Origin of the sequence: Novosphingobium mangrovisedimenti (assembly GCF_025153475.1) — a bacterium.
GTDB classification, from domain to species: domain Bacteria; phylum Pseudomonadota; class Alphaproteobacteria; order Sphingomonadales; family Sphingomonadaceae; genus Novosphingobium; species Novosphingobium mangrovi_A.
This window is the reverse complement of sequence record NZ_JANZXA010000010.1, coordinates 1-17938: the sequence shown is the minus strand read 5'-3', so window position 1 is coordinate 17938 and position 17938 is coordinate 1. Positions and strand designations below refer to the sequence as shown.

The window sequence follows — 17938 nt, the reverse complement described above, 5'->3', positions numbered from 1 at the left end:
AATCAATCCAGTTTTCGAAAGGCAATATCCATGAGCGATACGCTTACTCTGCCGGCCGAGACGCGCGAACGGGCTGGCAAGGGAGCCTCCCGTGCCCTGCGTCGCGATGGTCGTGTCCCCGCCGTTGTCTATGGTGCGAACGAAGAACCCGTCGCCATCCACGTCGAGGAAAAGGAACTCATCCGCCAGCTCGGCACCGGTCACTTCTTCAACTCGCTGGTCGAGATCGAAGTGGGCGGCAAGAAGTTCCGCACGCTCCCCAAGGACGTTGCCTTCCACCCTGTCTCCGACCGTCCGCTTCACGCTGACTTCCTGCGTCTCGCCAAGGGCGCGACCGTCCACGTGAACGTACCCGTCTCCTTCGCCAACGAAGAAGCTTCGCCAGGCCTCAAGCGCGGTGGCGTGCTCAACGTCGTGCGCCACGAGCTGGAACTGGTCTGCGTCGCGGACAAGATCCCCGACGAGATCGTGATCGACGTCACCGGCTTCGACGTGGGCGAATCGATCCACGCCAGCCACGTGAACCTGCCCGAAGGTTCGGAGCAGGCGATCACCGATCGTGACTTCACCATCGCGACGATCGTTGCGCCCTCGGCTCTGAAGAGCAACGAAGGCGACACGACCAAGAGCGAAGAAGGCGAAGCCTCGGCCGAATAAGCTTTTCAGGCTTGAAACGGCCCTTCCCGCCCCGGCATACCGGCGCGCGGGAAGGGCCTTTTCTTTTTTGAACCAGACAAGACAGGTTTGCCATGCAGCTTTGGGTCGGCCTCGGAAACCCCGGACCGCAATATGCGATGCACCGCCACAACGTCGGCTTCATGGCGGTGGACACCATTGCCGAAGTGCATGGCTTCGGGCCGGTCCAGAAGAAGTTTCAGGGCTGGCTGCAGGAAGGCCGTATCGGCGGCGAAAAGATCCTGCTGCTGAAACCGGCGACGTTCATGAACGAAAGCGGGCGCTCGGTGGGCGAGGCCCTGCGCTTCTACAAGCTGGACCTGTCCGCCCTCACCGTCTTTCACGACGAGCTGGATCTGGCGCCCTTCAAGGTCAAGGTAAAGCACGGTGGCGGACACGCCGGCCACAATGGCCTGCGCTCGATCGGCCAGCATCTGGGCAGTGAATATCGCCGCATCAGGCTGGGCATTGGCCATCCCGGGCACAAGGACCGGGTAACCGGTTATGTCTTGGGCAATTTCGCCAAGACGGAAATGGACCCGCTGGCCGACATGCTGGGCGCCATTGCCGCCGAGGCGGACCGCCTGGCCGCTGGTGACGATGCTCGTTTCATGAGTGACGTTGCCTTGCGTCAGCAGGGCTGATCCCTAGCGTCGGAGCGCTCCGGCGCCAGCGCATTGCCTGCCTGTGATTACAACGCGTTAATCGTGTTGGCTATAACAATGTGTCGAGTTAGCTTACAGACTTATGTGACCGGACGGGCGTTAACTATCGAAAACTCTGAATTTCCGCAGTTGGCACGGGGCTTGCGAAGATCTCGTCAAGCAACTCGTCTAACCAGGGGTAAATTCGATATGATCCGTAAGTCTCTTCTCGCCATGACGCTCGTCGCTGGTTCCTCACTTGCTGTCAGCACGCCCGCCATGGCGGGGGGATCGTGGGGTGGACACAAGCACTATTGCAACTGCGGTGACTCCACAGGCTCGTCCTATTGCGGTTCCACCACCTCCGGCGGCACGACCACCTCGGGCGGTACCACCACCACTTCGGGTGGCACGACGACTTCGGGCGGCACCACCACTTCGGGTGGCACGACTTCGTCCTCGTCGGGCGGCACCGACGTTCCCGAGCCGGGCATGCTTGGCATGATGGGCATGGGCCTGCTTGGCCTGGCCTACGCCCGCCGCCGCAAGACCCGCGTCTGATCAAGCTTTCCCTGTCGTTCCCAAGCGCCCATCGCGGGAACGGATACACGGGGACCTGTCCGGTTCAGCGCTCCCGAACCGGATCGAGATAGAAGCCGCTGCCGGCACTCAACCGGCGGCGGCTTTTGCTTTCCGGAGTGCGCGCGCGATCACCGTGTTGCGCGGGTCTGCCGCGGCAGCGGCTTCCAGCAGGCGGCGCGCGCCCGCAAGATCCTGCCCGCTATCGAGGCGTACCTGGCCTGCCAGGTAGAGATAGTCCGGATTGCCGGGAGATACGGCAAGCGTACGGTCGGCGTAGGCGATTGCCTCGGATGCGCGACCGAGTTTGCTGGTTGCCAGCGCCAGCCGCTTGAGGACCTCGGGGTCCTCTCCATGCGGGAGGAGCTTTCCATAGACGTCCAGCACGGTGTCCCAGTCCTGGTGCATCACCGCCATGTCACCTTGCCTGACAAGTGTCATCGTTGGCTTGAGCCTTGTGGGATCGAGGCGCGCCTTGAGGGCGACAGCCTCCGGCGCACCGACGGCGCGGGCGGCCTTCTCGGCGCTCTCCAGCACTTCAGGGCGTGCAAGCGTGCTGGTCGCCAGCGGCCTGAGGGTCTCCCACGCACTTTGCGCGTCTCCCGTCGCCAGTTGCGCTTCGCCCAGCATCATGCGCGAATAGGGATTGCCGGGAAGTGCCAGCATCGCGCGGTTGAACAGAATGCGCGCCTGTTCGGCATGGCCAAGACGCAGGAGCGCCTCGGCATATGTCATCTGCAGGCCCGAGCCGGGCTCCAGTTGCGCTTCGCGTCCCTGCAAGCCGATACGGATCTTCTCCCATTCGCCTTTCTCGGACAGGAGCTGATACTTGAGGGCCTCGATCTGCGGATTGTTCGGCGACAGCTTTCCCGCCTTCTCGACCATCTCGCCGGCTTCATCGAGCTTGCCCTTGGCGTCGTACTGGTTGGCCAGAGCCAGCATCGGCGCGACCCGGTCCGGGTAGGCGTCGACAACCTTGCGATAGCTGGCAATGGCATTGTCCGTCTGCCCCCGGGCCGCGGCGAGATCGCCCGCCATGACGAGAGTCTCGTAGGAATCCGGTGCGATCTTCTTCATCTGCCGATAGACCGAATCCGCGCCGGAGAAATCGTTCGAAACGAGCCGGTAGCGGGCATAGGCTTCGGCGATCGCGATATTGCCGCCCGCCTTCATGCCCTGCTCGAATGCCTCGACGGCCTGCGTATCATGGTTCAGTGCCAGTTGTGCTTCCGCGCGGATACGCCACCCTTCCACCGAGCTGTCGTCACCGACCAGCGCCAGGGCATCGTCGGGCTTCTGGCGCAGCAGCGCGATTTGGGCCTTGATCCGCGGCACTTCCGCGCTCCTGAAGCCCGCGCGTTCAAGCCGCGTCAGTATGCCCTCGGCGCCATCGGGATCGTGCAGGCGCAACTGGGTGCGGGCCATCAGCAACAGAATCTCGTGATTCTCGGGCTCGTCGCGCAGCGCGGACGCCAGTTGCAGACGCGCCTTCTGATAGTCCTCGGCCGCGAAACTGTCGTTGGCCTTGCCCAGAAGCGTTTCGGGGCTGTCGCCGCAGCCGGTTAGGGCGCCCAGCACGGCAAGCGGCACTGCAAGTCGGATGATCCTGTTCATGGCCGCGACCCTTAGGGCCAAGGACTGAAATTTCCGTCAACCTGCGACGCGAGGGATTCGGCGAACTGGCCAAGATCGATTGCGGCGGCTATGGGCGGCCAAATTTGCATTTTCCGGAGTTACACATGGGTTTCCGTTGCGGGATCGTGGGCCTGCCCAATGTCGGCAAGTCTACCTTGTTCAATGCACTGACCGAAACGCAGGCGGCGCAGGCGGCGAACTATCCGTTCTGCACGATCGAGCCCAACGTCGGCCAGGTCGGCGTGCCCGACCCGCGCCTCGACAAGCTGGCCGAAGCGGCAGGATCGCAGAAGATCATTCCGACCCAGCTTTCTTTCGTCGACATCGCCGGCCTCGTGCGCGGCGCCTCGAAGGGTGAAGGCCTGGGCAACCAGTTCCTCGGCAACATCCGCGAGGTCGACGCGATCATTCACGTGCTGCGCTGCTTCGAGAATGACGACATCCAGCACGTCGACAACAAGGTCGATCCCATCGCCGACGCCGAAACGGTCGAGACCGAACTGCTGCTCTCGGACCTTGAAAGCCTCGAAAAGCGCGTACCCGCCGCCCAGAAGCGGGCAACCGGCGGTGACAAGGAATCCAAGATCGCCGCATCCGTGCTCGGCCAGGCGCTCGAACTGCTTCGCGAGGGCAAGCCTGCGCGCCTGACCGAACCGAAGGATGAAGAGGAAGCGCGCGTTTTCCGCCAGGCCCAGCTTCTCACCGCCAAGCCGGTGCTCTACGTCTGCAACGTCGAGGAAGAGTGCGCCGCCGAGGGCAACGAATTCTCGAAGCGCGTGTTCGAGAAGGCCGCCGCCGAGAACGCCACCGCGGTCATCGTTTCGGCGGCGATCGAAGCCGAACTGGTCGGCATGGACCCCGAGGAGCGGATGATCTTCCTCGAGGAAATGGGACTGCATGAAACCGGTCTCGCCCGCATCATCCGGGCCGGATACGAATTGCTCGACCTCCTGACCTTCTTCACGGTCGGCCCCAAGGAAGCCCGGGCCTGGACCGTACACAAGGGAGCCAAGGCCCCCGAAGCGGCGGGCGAGATCCACTCCGACATGCAACGCGGCTTCATCCGCGCCGAGACCATCGCCTACGACGATTTCGTGACGCTTGGCGGCGAAAGCGGCGCCAAGGAAGCGGGCAAGCTGCGCCAGGAAGGCAAGGACTACGTCGTCAAGGACGGTGACGTGATGCACTTCAAGTTCAACGTCTGAACTCGGTTCATCGCGTTTGCGGGCACCAAAGGCGCGGTCTCGCGTTGGCTTGCGGGAGAGGAAACCCGAAGTCAGCCACTGGACCGCGCCCATGGATCCCAACAAGCATGCCGTCCTCTATCGCATGGTGATGGCGAAACACGTCTGCCCCTTCGGACTGAAATCGAAGCACCTGCTCGAACGCAGGGGCTACCGCATCGAGGACAACTGGCTGGCTTCGCGCGAGGAGGCCGAAGCGTTCAAGGCCGCGCATGACGTTGCGACCACGCCGCAGGCTTTCATCGCTGGCCAGCGTATCGGCGGCTACACGGACCTGCGCCGGTTCTTCGGCATCGAGACGGCTGGCGACAGCGAAGGCGGATACATCCCGGTCCTGTGTGTGTTCGGCAGCGCCGCAGCCATTGCGCTGGCGGCAAGCTGGTCGGTATTCGGCACAATATGGACAGTATCGGCAGCGGAGTGGTTCGTCTCGATCACCATGTTGCTGCTGGCCATGTCGAAGATGCAGGACATCGAGCAGTTCTCGACCAGGTTCCTGAGCTACGACCTGCTGGCGCGCCGCTGGGTGCCCTATGCCCACGTCTATCCCTTCCTCGAATGGATGGCCGGCGCGCTGATGATCGCGCACGTTCTGCCTTGGCTGTCAGCGCCGATTGCCCTGTTCATCGGCATTGTTGGCGCGGTTTCGGTGCTCCATGCGGTCTATGTGCAGAAGTGCGCGCTCGAGTGCGCCTGCGTCGGCGGCGCAGGCAGGCTTCCGCTGGGCTTCGTCTCGTTGACCGAGAACCTGTTCGTGATCGGCATGGGGCTGTGGACGCTTGCCGGCGCTCTTTCGTCGACGCTGTAATCGCGGCGAGCGTCCTCCCGGTTCATTTCCGGCCGAAGAGCTTCTCGATGTCCTGATGCGCCAGCTTGACCCAGGTGGGACGGCCATGGTTGCACTGGCCAGATCGCGGTGTGCGCTCCATCTCGCGCAGCAGGGCATTCATCTCCGCAACGCTCAGCGAGCGACCCGCCCGGACCGAGCCGTGACAGGCCATGGTCGCCAGCACCAGATCGAGCTTTTCGCCCAGCAGCAAGGCGTCGCCGTTCTTGGCCAGGTCGTCGGCTATGTCGCGGACCAGGGCATGGACATCGCTCTTGCCCAGCACGGAGGGAACCGCGCGTACGAGCATCGCGCCCGGCCCGAAGCGTTCGAGGGCAAGCCCGACGCGGGCGAGGTCTTCCACTTTTTCCTCCAGTGCGTCGCAGGCGGTTTCTTCCAGTTCGACGACCTCGGGCAACAGAAGCGCCTGCGAACGGGACATGGCATCCTCCGCCCCTGCCGCCTTGAGGCGTTCGAGCACGAGCCGTTCGTGCGCGGCGTGCTGGTCCACGATGACCAGACCGTCCTCGGCCTCGGCCACGATGTAGGTGCCGGCCACTTGCCCGCGAGCGACGCCCAGCGGGTATTGCAGCGCTTCGCCATCCATATCCGTCACGGGTTCGGCGCGTGCGGCAGGTTCGGCCATGACGCCGGCCTCGTACGATCGCCATGCCGCCCCGGCTTCCGAGACGCGCGCATCTGCAAAACGCGTTTTCGGCGCGGAATATTCGCGCGCAAAGAGCGAGCCGAGCGAAGGTGCTGGCGGAGCGGCCGCAGGCGCGGCGGGTTCCACCTGCCAGTTGCCCATGGCGCTGGCCGAAGGCGGCTGCGCACTTTTCTGCCCTGCCCCTTCCAGCGCATGGCGCAAGGCTCCTACCAGGAAGCCGCGTACGAATGCCGGGTCCCGAAAGCGTACTTCGGTCTTGGCCGGATGCACGTTGACGTCGACTTCCTCGGGCGGAATTTCGAGGAACAGCGCCAGCACGGCATGCCTGTCGCGCGCGAGCATGTCCGAATAGGCACCGCGTACCGCGCCTACCAGCAGGCGGTCCTTGACCGGACGCCCGTTGACGAAGAGGTACTGGTGGTCCGCCACGCCACGATTGAAGGTGGGCAGGCCGGCAACGCCGGTGAGCCTCGCGGCGCCGCGCTCGGCCTCGATCAGGACGCCGTCCTCCGCCAGTTCGCGGGCCACGAGGCGGGCGACACGGGCCGCGAGTTCCTCACGCGGCTGCACGGCAAGCACGCGCCGTCCGTCATGCTCCAGAACGAACCCCACGTCCGGGCGTGCCATGGCAAGACGGCGCACGACATCCTGGCAAGCAGCATATTCCGAGCGCGGTGAACGCAGGAACTTGCGGCGCGCGGGAACCTTGCCGAAAAGATTCTCCACACGGATACGTGTGCCAGGCGGCAGGGCGGCGGGCCCGTCCGCCGTGACCTCGCCATGATCGATCACGCGCTTCCAGCCTTCCTGCGCGCCATGCGGCCGGCTCTCGATCGCCAGGCGTGCGACCGATCCGATCGAGGGCAGCGCCTCGCCGCGGAAGCCGAGCGTCGCGACCTGTTCGATGTGCTCATCGGGCAGCTTGGATGTCGCATGGCGTTCCAGCGCCAGGGCGATCTCGTCCGGCCGCATGCCGCAGCCATCGTCGGTCACTTCGATCATGTCGAGCCCGCCCGAGGCAATGCGCACGGTCACCTGCGTGGCCCCCGCGTCGATCGCGTTCTCGACCAGTTCCTTGAGCGCCGAGGCCGGCCGCTCGACCACCTCGCCTGCGGCGATGCGATTGACGAGATGCTCCGGGAGGCGGCGAATTGTCGGCATTGAATTCCTTGTGTGTTTCCCCGGGGAACGCGGTGCGGCGAGAGCCCTTCCCTTCCCGCAGCGCGTTCTTGCGATGGGCTGGCTGCGCACCCGGGGGGCGGTGTCGTTCAAAGTCATGGCGCAGTTCATGACAACGATTACGACAACAACAGAGCGAGCATAACGATGAACCGCATCGAATTCGAGACGGGCTCCCCAGGAAACCCACCGGAAATCGTCACAAAATTTTGGCGAATCGCGAATCGATGGGCTAAGGGGACCCCTTCCATGCCAACATGCCTGCCGCCTGATCTGGTGACTCATTATCAAGCGGCTGGAAAGACAACGGATTTTAAATGGCCGGCCCCTTATCGCGATTCTTCAAACTCGGCTCCCAGAACATGGCGATCGACCTTGGGACGGCCAATACACTTGTCTACGTCCAGGATCGCGGAATCGTGCTGAACGAACCTTCGGTCGTCGCCATCGAGACCCTGAATGGGATCAAGAAGGTCAAGGCCGTCGGTGACGACGCCAAGATGATGATGGGCAAGACCCCCGACAACATCGAGGCGATCCGCCCGCTGCGCGACGGCGTTATCGCCGACATCGAAATCGCGGAAGAAATGATCAAGCATTTCATCCGCAAGGTGCACGGTAAGAAGAACCTGTTCCGCTATCCGGAAATCGTGATCTGCGTGCCGTCGGGCTCGACCTCGGTCGAACGCCGCGCGATCCGCGACGCGGCCAGCAATGCCGGTGCAAGCCAAGTCTATCTCATCCTCGAGCCGATGGCCGCCGCGATCGGCGCCGACATGCCGGTGACCGAACCGGTCGGCTCGATGGTCGTCGACATCGGCGGCGGCACCACTGAAGTCGCGGTGCTCTCGCTGCGCGGTCTCGCCTACACCACCTCGGTGCGCGTGGGCGGTGACAAGATGGACGAATCGATCGTTTCCTACGTGCGTCGCCACCACAACCTGCTGATCGGAGACGCGACTGCCGAGCGCATCAAGAAGGACTACGGCATTGCCGTAATTCCTGAGGACGGCGTGGGCGAGACGATCCACATCAAGGGTCGCGACCTCGTCAACGGCGTGCCCAAGGAAATCACGATCAATCAGGCGAATGTCGCCGAAGCGCTGGCCGAGCCGATCGGCGCGATCATCGAAGGCGTGCGCATCGCGCTCGAGAACACGGCGCCCGAACTGGCCGCCGACATCGTCGACCAGGGCATCGTCCTGACCGGCGGTGGTGCCCTGATCCAGGGCCTCGACGATTACCTTCGCGAGGAAACCGGCCTGCCCGTGAGCGTTGCCGAAGATCCGCTGTCCTGCGTTGCGCTTGGCACTGGCCGTGCGATGGAAGATCCGGTCTACCGCGGTGTACTGATGTCCGCCTGAGGCGCCGCTAAAGGGGCGGCGCCAGCCCCACGGGGACCGCCGCCAGAAATACGGGAGTGCATGGCGCATGGCTCCGCCTGCAAATAGGCGCTCCGGCTTTTCCCGCAGGGCGCAGTATTCGACGTTCTTCAGCTACGCCGCAGGCGTGATCGGTGCCGTGGTCGGCGCCGGCCTGATCGTGGTTTCGATTGTCTCGCCCGAGGCCTTTTCGGGTCTGCGAAGCGCCGCGACCGATGTGACTGAACCTGCCGGGCAAATCACCGCAACCGGCCGCTCCTACGGCAAGGAAACGGTAGCAGAGCTTGCCGGGTTCTTCACTTCGGGCAAGGAGCACGCGCGGCTCGAGCGAGAGCTTGCCGAAGCCAAGACTCAGCTTGTCGAGGCCAAGGCGACCAAGGCCGAAAACCAGCGCCTGAAGCGGCTGCTGGCGCTCAAGCAGGACGAACCCGATGCAGTCGCGTTCGCCCATCTCACGCGTTCATCTAGCGCCAGCACGCGCCGGTTTGCCACGATCGACGCGGGACGCAGCGCCGGTCTGGCCAAGGGCATGCCGGTGCGTTCGGCAACCGGCCTCGTCGGGCGCGTCCTCAAGGTCGGCGAATTCAGCGCGCTGGTCCTGCTGATCACGGATACCGAAAGCCTCGTGCCCGTGCGCCGCGCCCGCGATGGCGTGCCTGCCTTCGCGCAGGGCAATGGCGATGGCACCATCCGCGTGCGTCTGATCAATCTGGGCATCAACCCGCTCAAAAAGGGCGACGTGATGGTGTCTTCGGGTTCCGGCGGGCTCTACCGGCCCGGCACGCCTATGGCGATCGTCACCGAGATCCTGCGCGACGGCGCGATCGCGCGCGTCCTGAGCAATCCGTCGGACACCGACTTCGTCATGGTGGAGAAGGTCTGGGCGCCCGAGGCCCCTCCTCCGCCGGACGGCCCGGAAGCCGGGAGCGACTGAGCGTGTCCCGTCTCTCCAGTGACGACGGGCCTGCCCGCACGAGAATCAACCGGGCTCCGTCCCGTCTGCTCGCCGTGACGCTGCCCTGGCTCAGCATTCTGCTCGGTTCGCTGTTGCCGGGCTGGCTGCTGATCGCTTCGGCGCCGGTACTGCCGCCGATCGGTTTCCTCCTTTTCGTGGCATGGCGACAGCTCCGTCCGGGGCTGCTTCCGATCTGGTCGGGGCTTCCGCTGGGGCTGTTCGACGATCTCTATTCCGGTCAACCCTTCGGGGCCGCCGTGCTCTTGTGGTCGATCGCGGCGATCGTTCTCGAACTGATCGAGGCGCGCGTGCCCTGGCGAAACTTTCTTACCGATTGGCTGGTGGCGATAGGGCTCATGATCGCCTATATTGTGCTCGGTCTGGCGCTCGCTAATCTTGCGGGCGCGAGTGCATCCTTGCGAATTGTTGTGCCGCAGATTGTGATTTCCGTGTTCTCCTATCCGCTCGTCGGACGCCTCGTCGCCCTTATGGACCGCTTCCGGCTGACGCCCTTCGTGGTTCAACGATGAAGATCAACTTTCGACGCCTGATTCCCCAGGCGCACACGACATCGGGCACGCTGCGCAACAGCTTCGACCGCCGCAGCCTCGTGGTGGGCTCGGTGCAGGGCGGCATTGGCGTCCTGCTCGCCGCGCGCATGGGCTACCTCGCCGTTTTCGAAAACGAGAAGTACAAGCTCAAGGCCGAGAGCAACCGCGTCAATCTCTCGCTGATTCCGCCGCGCCGGGGCTGGATTCTCGACCGGCATGGAACTCCCCTAGCCTCCAATCGCGCCGACTTTCGCGTCGACATCATCCCGGAACGGATGGTGCAAGGCGATAACACCATAGCCAGGCTCGGGCAGCTTCTGTCGCTTTCCCCGATCGACATGCAGGACCTGCACGACAAGCTCGACAAGGCGCACGGTTTCGCGCCTGTCGAAGTCGCCTCGGGCCTGGACTGGGAGCGTTTCGCGGCAGTCAGCGTGCGTTTGCCGGACCTGCCCGGTGTCGTCACGCAACGCGGCTTTTCGCGCCACTACCCGACCGGCCCCGCAGTCGGGCACCTGCTCGGCTACGTCGGGACTGCCTCGGCGGAGGACTACGAGAAGGACCGCGACCCGCTCCTCATCACGCCCGGCTACAAGGTGGGCAAGGATGGTCTCGAAAAGGTATTCGAGAAGCAGCTACGCGGAAAGCCCGGTGCACGCCGCGTCGAAGTGACCGCCTCGGGCCGCATCGTGCGCGATCTCGACACCCGCGAGGACGTGCAGGGCAAGACCATCAAGCTGACGATCGATGCCGGACTGCAGGACTACGCCGCCCGTCGCATCGGGCCGGAATCGGGCGCGGTCGTGGTCATGGATTGCCACAATGGCGATATACTGGCGATGGCTTCGATGCCCAGCTTCGATCCGAACAGCTTCTCGGACGGGATCGGCCGTCTGGAATGGAAGATGCTGTCCGACGACGATCATGTGCCGCTGCGCAACAAGGTACTGCGCGGGCTCTACCCACCCGGTTCGACGGTCAAGCCGATGGTGGCCCTGTCATTTCTGGAGGCCGGCCTCGACCCCGAGGAATCGACCATATGCAACGGCGGCCTGAGGGTCGGAAACCGCGTGTTCCACTGCTGGAACCGTCGCGGACACGGCCGCGTGAACATGGCCAAGGGCATTTACCAGAGCTGCGACGTCTACTTCTACTATTTCGCCCAGAAGATGGGCATGGACATCATTGCCGCCATGGCGCGCAGGCTCGGGCTGGGGCAGGAATTCGACCTGCCCGTGGTCGGCCAGTCCTATGGCACGGTTCCCGATCCGGCCTGGAAGCTGAAGAAGTACGGGCGTGAGTGGCAGACCTTCGATACCGTCAATGCCACCATCGGTCAGGGCTACTTTCTGGTGAACCCGCTGCAGCAGGCCGTCATGGCCTCCCGGATTGCCAGCGGCCGGCAGTTGATGCCCCGCCTGCTCTATTCGGACAAGCCTTCGATGGCGCCGTCGCTGGGGTTCCCGCAAGAGCATCTCGACTATGTGCACAAGGCTATGTCGGATGTGGTGAACGGTCCGGGCACCGCGCATCGTGCGGCGCTGCCTATTCCCGACGTCCTGCTCGCGGGAAAGACCGGTACGGCGCAGGTGGTCGGTCTCAATGTCAGCAGCGGCAAGGGCGGATTGTGGAAATACCGCGACCACGGCCATTTCATCTGCTTCGCACCATTCGACAAGCCTCGCTATGCCTGTGCCGTACTCATCGAACATGGCGGCGGGTCCGGCGCGGCCTATCCGATCGCGCGCGACGTCATGACCTATCTGTGGGACAAGCAGAAGGCGATGGACACGCTGCTCGAGTTCGAAAAGCAGTGGGGCGGCACGGCACAGCAGCGCCTCGATGCCCGCTACCGGACCTACTCGGCGCAGTACGGCGTCAACGCGCCCGCAGTTTCGCCTGAGGAAGAAAAGGCCAAGGTGCGCCAGGCGGAGGATACGCAGGATGAGCCGCAACCCATCGTCAGCGATGCGCAGTCGCCCGCGCCCGAGCCGGTAGCACCCGCGACCCCTGCCCCCACGCCATCGCCTGATGGCGCCGACAATGCCGGAGGGACAGCGCAATGACCCCGTCAGTCGTGCCGGAAGCTGTCTCCCGCCAGCCATGGATGATGCTGGTTCCCCTGTTCGGCCTCGTCGTGCTGGGGGCCGCGGTGCTCTATTCGGCGGCGGGCGGGCATCTGCAGCCTTATGCCTTCAGCCATGTGCTGCGGTTTCTGATCTTTCTGGTCATGGCGATCGTCATCTCGCGCCTGAGCCGGAATTTCTTCCGCATGGCTGCCTATCCCGTCTACGGCGGCATCGTCGCGCTGTTGGTTCTCGTAGAGTTGATCGGTGCGGTGGGTGGCGGCAGCCAGCGCTGGCTCAACCTGGGGTTCATGACCCTGCAGCCCTCCGAACTGATGAAGCCGGCCATCGTTCTGGTTCTGGCCAGGTTCTACGAAACCCTGCCACCGCCGATGACCGCAAGCCTGCGCGGGCTGGTGCCTGCCGGTGTCCTGATTGCGATTCCCGCGGTCCTCGTCATCCTGCAGCCGGATCTGGGGACCGCGCTTGCCATCTGCTTCGGCGGGGCGGTGACGATGTTCCTGGCCGGATTGCCGCTCTGGTGGTTCGTCAGCGCGGGTACGGCGGCGCTGATCGCGGCGCCGATCGCCTTTTTCACGCTGCTGCATGACTATCAGCGCAACCGCGTCATGACCTTCCTCGATCCCGAAAGCGATCCGCTCGGGACGGGCTACCACATCACCCAGTCGAAGATCGCGATCGGTTCGGGCGGAATTTTCGGAAAGGGCTTCGGCAACGGCACGCAGAGCCATCTGCAGTACCTGCCCGAAGCCCATACCGACTTCGTCTTCGCGACCATGGCCGAGGAGTGGGGATTCTTGGGCGGACTGTTCGTGCTGTTCGTCTTCGCCGTCATATTGACCTGGGGCATGAACGTCGCGCGGCAAGCCCCCGATCGGTTTTCCAGCCTGCTTGCCGCGGGGATGGCGGCCACGATCTTCTTCTATGTCGCGATCAATCTGATGATGGTCATGGGCCTTGCGCCGGTGGTGGGCATTCCCCTGCCCTTCATGAGTCACGGGGGCACTTCCATGCTCACCAACATGATCTGCGTGGGTATCATGATGGCGGTGAATCGCTGGAATCAGAGGCCGAGTTCTTTCTCCTGATTTTTGCGGGAATTTTCCCCTTCCAATGCGGGAAACATACGTTATAGGAGCCCCTCCGCCGCCGAATCGGCAAGGGCTCGCAAGGCCCTCTCGGCAAGGCCGCGTGGACGCATAGCTCAGTTGGTAGAGCAGCTGACTCTTAATCAGCGGGTCCTAGGTTCGAGCCCTAGTGCGTCCACCAAGCCTTCCACCCGCGGACATTCGTGGGGACGCATAGCTCAGTTGGTAGAGCAGCTGACTCTTAATCAGCGGGTCCTAGGTTCGAGCCCTAGTGCGTCCACCATTTTTTCACTATATATCAAGCTTTTAAGTTACTTCCAGAAGTGGGCTTTTCGTTCGCTTCCAGGGCTAGGTAGCTTTCTAGGTAGCAGGCAAGATTTCCGCATATCCTAAAGCGGCGCTCGTTTGGCCGATGTCTATCGAACGCGGTGGTATGTGGACTTTTGTGGAAGCGTGCGGATGGTAGCGGAGGAGGAGTATTTTTTAGACATTTATCATACTGATATATAATGCTTTCCGTGAGGGTCGCGCCCCAAATACCCCCACTGATACCCCCAGAATTTCGATGCGGCGAAGCGCATATTTTATGCGGCGATTTGCCGAGTCTTCAGCGCCAGTCACCGCACCTTCCGCCTCGACAATCACCCACCAGCGCATTCGGCTTCCAGGTAGCGCCGGACACGTATGATGTCCGCCAGCTCGCCGTTCAGCATGAGATGAAGTGCGCTCACGCCATCAAAAGCGGCATTGTCCATTCGTATCCACGAATAGGCTCGCTCCGGCTTCCGGAAGATTGTCATGAGCGCCTCCTGGATGCCCATCAAATTCGACAATCGAGCATGGCACTCTGAAGAGCACTTCGCTAAGCTCTTCTCCTTCCATTGCCGATAGGTCCGCAACGGCAAATCCAGCAGCATGGCCGCCTGCTCCTCCGTCACGCCCCATTTCTCGAAAAGGTTCAGGCTCGTACGAAAGAACGCGGCAGCTTCCTGCTGGGCATCGATGGCATAAACTTCGCCGAGCATTTGCTCCAAATCCTCGCAAAATCGAAATCTGCTCGGAGACTTCATAACATGAGGGCATGGTGTGATCCACACGGCGGCGGCCACCCGCCATTCCCATAAACTGTAGCCATTGACTACATATAAGCCATGAGCTACACTGCAGGAAATGAAACCAGTCACCTACACGCGGGCTGCGTTGAAGGCCCTTCGCAAGATGCCCGTGGACATAGCCGAACGGATCATAAGGAAGATCGAGCAATATGCCGCCGACCCAACCTCGCAGGCCAACAATGTCACGGCTCTTAAGGGGCGGGAAGGTATCCGTTTAAGAGTGGGTGATCGGCGCGTGATCATGAATGATGAAGGCGTTGTTCTGACGGTTCTCGATATAGGACCACGTGGCAGCATCTACGGTTGATGGAGGCAGATATGGGTGAAATGATTTCGATCCCGCTTGAGGAATACCGTAGCTTGCAGGCCGCCGCCGAACAGCTGGCCGATCTGCAAGCCTATGACCGTGCTCTGGCGCAGTTGGCAAACGGCGATGAGGAAATGCTCCCTACCGAGTTCGTGAAGCGCATGCTCTCCGGCGAAAGTCCTCTGCGCGCCTGGCGCGAGTTTCGTGGCCTCACCCAGACCGCCCTCGCCGAAGCTTCGAGCGTCAACCGCGTGCAGATCGCGGATATCGAATCCGGACGGAAGAGCGGTTCAATCGAGACCGTCAAGAAGCTGGCCGAAGCCTTGGGCATTACTCTCGATGAACTGATTTAAAGGCACCGCAGGAAACGCTAACTTTGCGGACGTTCCACCGTTCAAGATGGCTCCCTGAAACCTGCCCTTCATTCATCAAGCTGACGTGCGGTAGCGAGCGACCTGACTTGGGACAAGTACGAACCCGCTGGCGCGGGAGTGGCGTTTGTTTTGAGGCCTGGTCAGTGATCGGCGGTCTGGGTCTAAGTTGAGGTCTGGGCCAGGTAGGCAGACGATTGCGGCTCCTTTCAACCAAGGAGTCGTATCATGACCAATGTTCTATCTGATGCCCCCGTCACTTCGCTGCGTCAGCGCATGATCGAAGACATGAATATGCGCCGGTTTACGCGGAAGACCCAGTTCGACTACGTGCGGCATGTCGCGAGGTTCGCTACATATCTTGGGCGCCCTCCCGATACTGCGACTGTTGAAGAGCTCCGGCAATTCCAGGTCGAACAGCGCGAAGCGGGTATAGGGATCCCGACCATGAACAGCATCGTTTCTGCGCTGCGTTTCTTTTTCACTCACACCATTGATCGCCCGGATCTGTCCCGCAAGCTCTACACGGTCAAGAATCCGCGCTCCTTGCCCATTGTCCTCAGCCGCGAAGAGGTCGTGCTTCTCCTCGGCGCGACCAACTGCCTGAAGCACAAGGCTGCACTGTCCGTTGCGTATGGCGCTGGTTTGCGCGCCGCCGAAGTGACGATGCTGAAGGTCCGCGATGTAGACAGCAAGCGCATGCTCCTGCGAGTGGAGCGCGGTAAAGGCGGGCGCTATCGCAATGCGCTCCTGCCCGCTGACCTTCTTGCTCTTTTGCGTGAGTGGTGGACGGTGGGCCGCAAGCAAGGCGTCATGCACGCCGATGGCTGGCTGTTCCCGGGAATGCACTATCTCAAGCCGCTGAGTACCCGACAGCTCCATCGCATTGTTGTCGATGCTGCAGAGGCCGCAGGTATCAAGAAGCGGGTCGGCCCTCACACCCTGCGGCACAGCTTCGCCACGCATCTGTTGGAAGACGGCGTCGATATTCGGATCATCCAGGCGCTGCTGGGGCATGCGAACCTTGAGACCACCGCCTTCTACACTACGGTCGCAACTCGAACCGTGCGTGCGGTCATCAGTCCGCTGGACAAGTTGACGACGCTGCTCGAGGCGCAGGTAGCGCCGCCCGGCTGAGCCGTTGCGCGCCTCGCTCGAGGTCGCCGATATCTTTCGTAGCGCCGGGCCCGCCTATCGCGCGGCCCATGCCGGGCATCTCAACCTCGGCCAGCTCAAGGTCATGACGGCCATCGAGAATTGCCGCACCGCCGCGCTGGGCGGTCACGTCGAGGCCTGCGACGACTGCGGGCACTGGCGGATCGCTTACACGGCATTGCCCTAAATGCCAGGGCGCTGCGGCGCGCACGTGGCTGGCCGCGCGCGAGGCCGACCTGCTGCCGGTGGGCTACTTCCACGTCGTGTTCACCGTGCCTGCCGAGATCGCGGATATTGCATGGCAGAACAAGGCGGTGGTCTATGACCTGCTGTTCCGCGCCGCCGCAGACACGATGCTGACCATCGCTGCCGATCCCAAGCACCTTGGCGCGCGCGTCGGCATCACCGCCGTGCTGCACACATGGGGATCAGCGCTGACCCACCATCCGCATGTGCACATGATCGTGCCTGGTGGTGGCATCGCGCTCGACGGCACGCGATGGATCTCATCGCGCCCCGCGTTCCTGCTGCCGGTGCGTGTGCTGGGCGCCTTGTTCCGCCGACTGTTCCTCATCCGCCTGCTGGCGCTGTTCGACGCCGGCAAGCTGGGCTTCTTCGGCACCATGGCTGACCTCACGACACGCAAGGCCTTCCTGCGGTATCTGTCGCCAATCCGGAGGAAGCGCTGGATGGTCTATGCCAAGCCGCCCTTTGCCGGACCACAGGCCGTACTGGCCTAACTCTCGCGCTACACGCACCGCGTTGCCATCTCGAACCGGCGCCTCATTGCCTTCGACGAGTGAGGTGGTCCCGCCTTCTTGGACAGTTTGGCGGCTGAGTTACGCTAGTCCCGGTTGTCGTTATGCCGCCTGTTTGATCATCAGATCATGGTGGGCATGCCCCCCATGATCTGATTGCCCGATCTGCCGATAGGCCTCGAGCGGGGTTCGCCCGGCTAGCCCCGAGTGCGGGCGTTGGGTGTTGTAATAGGTGATCCACCGGGCAAGGCCAGCCCGCAACTCTGAACCGGTCTCGAAGCCGTGGAGATAGACGCATTCGTACTTCAGGCTGCGCCAGAGCCGCTCGATGAAGACATTGTCCATCCACCGGCCCCGGCCGTCCATGCTGATGCGGACCTCGGCCTCGCGCAGCACCGTGGTGAAGGCCTGCGACGTGAACTGACTGCCTTGGTCGGTGTTGAAGATCTCGGGCTTGCCATAGCGGGCCAGCGCCTCCTCCAGTGCCGCAACGCAGAAGCCGGCGTCCATGGTGTTTGACAGGCGCCAGGCCAACACCTTGCGGGTGGCCCAGTCCATGATAGCCACCAGATACAGGAAACCCCGGCACATCGGAAGTGGAGTAGGAAGCGCATGAGCGCTTCCCCTCCCCGAACCGTACGTGCACCTTTCAGCGCATACGGCTCTCTATTCAACCGTGGCCCAAGGCCATGGCGACATCATGATAGCGAGAAGTGACGG

16 protein-coding genes, 2 tRNA genes and 2 pseudogenes are annotated in these 17938 nt (G+C 62.9%); 16 read left to right on the top strand and 4 right to left on the bottom strand.

What is annotated here, in order from left to right; genetic code table 11:
* Positions 1-30: 30 nt before the first annotated feature.
* The 3 genes from NZK81_RS14480 (at position 31) to NZK81_RS14470 (ending at position 1880) form a co-directional block, all read left to right on the top strand.
* Positions 31-657 (top strand): 50S ribosomal protein L25/general stress protein Ctc, encoded by a 627-nt coding sequence (locus tag NZK81_RS14480; RefSeq protein WP_260046853.1) that lies wholly within the window; start codon positions 31-33, stop codon positions 655-657.
* Between the two features lie 92 nt (positions 658-749).
* Positions 750-1319 (top strand): aminoacyl-tRNA hydrolase, encoded by a 570-nt coding sequence (gene pth, locus NZK81_RS14475; protein WP_260046852.1) that lies wholly within the window; start codon positions 750-752, stop codon positions 1317-1319.
* 210 nt (positions 1320-1529) lie between these two features.
* A complete protein-coding gene (locus NZK81_RS14470) occupies positions 1530-1880 on the top strand; it encodes a PEP-CTERM sorting domain-containing protein (protein ID WP_260046851.1) in 351 nt (116 codons plus the stop codon).
* Positions 1881-1988: 108 nt separating this feature from the next.
* On the opposite strand, the gene NZK81_RS14465 is transcribed toward NZK81_RS14470, so the two are convergent.
* The gene (locus NZK81_RS14465; protein WP_260046850.1) at positions 1989-3512 is read right to left on the bottom strand and encodes a tetratricopeptide repeat protein; all 1524 of its coding nucleotides are present in this window, start codon (positions 3510-3512) and stop codon (positions 1989-1991) included.
* 125 nt (positions 3513-3637) lie between these two features.
* Between NZK81_RS14465 and ychF the strand changes: the two genes are divergently transcribed.
* Positions 3638-4738 (top strand): redox-regulated ATPase YchF, encoded by a 1101-nt coding sequence (gene ychF, locus NZK81_RS14460; protein ID WP_260046849.1) that lies wholly within the window; start codon positions 3638-3640, stop codon positions 4736-4738.
* A 91-nt stretch (positions 4739-4829) separates the two neighbouring features.
* Positions 4830-5585 (top strand): MauE/DoxX family redox-associated membrane protein, encoded by a 756-nt coding sequence (locus NZK81_RS14455; protein WP_260046848.1) that lies wholly within the window; start codon positions 4830-4832, stop codon positions 5583-5585.
* Positions 5586-5607: 22 nt separating this feature from the next.
* On the opposite strand, the gene mutL is transcribed toward NZK81_RS14455, so the two are convergent.
* Positions 5608-7431 carry a DNA mismatch repair endonuclease MutL gene (gene mutL / locus NZK81_RS14450; RefSeq protein ID WP_260046847.1) on the bottom strand — a complete coding sequence of 608 codons (1824 nt, stop codon included), beginning with the start codon at positions 7429-7431 and terminating at the stop codon, positions 5608-5610.
* Between the two features lie 335 nt (positions 7432-7766).
* On the opposite strand from mutL, the gene NZK81_RS14445 reads away from it, so the two are divergent.
* From NZK81_RS14445 to NZK81_RS14415, 7 genes are all read left to right on the top strand, one after another.
* On the top strand, positions 7767-8813 hold the full coding sequence (locus tag NZK81_RS14445; RefSeq protein ID WP_260046846.1) for a rod shape-determining protein: 1047 nt from the start codon (positions 7767-7769) through the stop codon (positions 8811-8813).
* A 67-nt stretch (positions 8814-8880) separates the two neighbouring features.
* Positions 8881-9765 (top strand): rod shape-determining protein MreC, encoded by an 885-nt coding sequence (locus NZK81_RS14440; RefSeq protein ID WP_260046845.1) that lies wholly within the window; start codon positions 8881-8883, stop codon positions 9763-9765.
* Positions 9762-10316 (top strand): rod shape-determining protein MreD, encoded by a 555-nt coding sequence (locus NZK81_RS14435; protein WP_419181692.1) that lies wholly within the window; start codon positions 9762-9764, stop codon positions 10314-10316. Before NZK81_RS14440 ends, NZK81_RS14435 begins: the two co-directional genes overlap by 4 nt.
* Entirely contained in the window at positions 10313-12403 is a 2091-nt protein-coding gene (gene mrdA / locus NZK81_RS14430; RefSeq protein ID WP_260046843.1) for a penicillin-binding protein 2, read from the top strand. Before NZK81_RS14435 ends, mrdA begins: the two co-directional genes overlap by 4 nt.
* Positions 12400-13512, top strand: a complete 1113-nt coding sequence (gene rodA / locus NZK81_RS14425; protein ID WP_260046842.1) for a rod shape-determining protein RodA — start codon at positions 12400-12402, stop codon at positions 13510-13512. Before mrdA ends, rodA begins: the two co-directional genes overlap by 4 nt.
* Positions 13513-13617: 105 nt before the next feature.
* Positions 13618-13693 (top strand) — tRNA-Lys (locus NZK81_RS14420).
* Positions 13694-13719: 26 nt separating this feature from the next.
* Positions 13720-13795 (top strand) — tRNA-Lys (locus NZK81_RS14415).
* 358 nt (positions 13796-14153) lie between these two features.
* Here NZK81_RS14415 and NZK81_RS14410 read toward each other — a convergent pair.
* A complete protein-coding gene (locus NZK81_RS14410; RefSeq protein WP_066521569.1) occupies positions 14154-14537 on the bottom strand; it encodes an MbcA/ParS/Xre antitoxin family protein in 384 nt (127 codons plus the stop codon).
* A 145-nt stretch (positions 14538-14682) separates the two neighbouring features.
* Between NZK81_RS14410 and NZK81_RS14405 the strand changes: the two genes are divergently transcribed.
* From NZK81_RS14405 to NZK81_RS14390, 4 genes and pseudogenes are all read left to right on the top strand, one after another.
* Positions 14683-14934, top strand: coding sequence for a type II toxin-antitoxin system RelE family toxin (locus tag NZK81_RS14405; RefSeq protein ID WP_099185760.1), 252 nt, complete (start codon positions 14683-14685; stop codon positions 14932-14934).
* 11 nt (positions 14935-14945) lie between these two features.
* Complete coding sequence (locus NZK81_RS14400) at positions 14946-15287, top strand: helix-turn-helix domain-containing protein (protein WP_066521556.1); 342 nt, start codon at positions 14946-14948, stop codon at positions 15285-15287.
* Between the two features lie 246 nt (positions 15288-15533).
* Positions 15534-16442, top strand: a complete 909-nt coding sequence (locus NZK81_RS14395) for a tyrosine-type recombinase/integrase (RefSeq protein ID WP_066521558.1) — start codon at positions 15534-15536, stop codon at positions 16440-16442.
* A 4-nt stretch (positions 16443-16446) separates the two neighbouring features.
* Positions 16447-17260 (top strand): annotated as a pseudogene (locus NZK81_RS14390) (IS91 family transposase); the annotation flags it as partial.
* Between the two features lie 60 nt (positions 17261-17320).
* Here the strand turns inward: NZK81_RS14390 and NZK81_RS14385 are convergent.
* A pseudogene (locus tag NZK81_RS14385) lies at positions 17321-17821 on the bottom strand (IS3 family transposase); the annotation flags it as partial.
* Between the last annotated feature and the right edge of the window lie 117 nt (positions 17822-17938).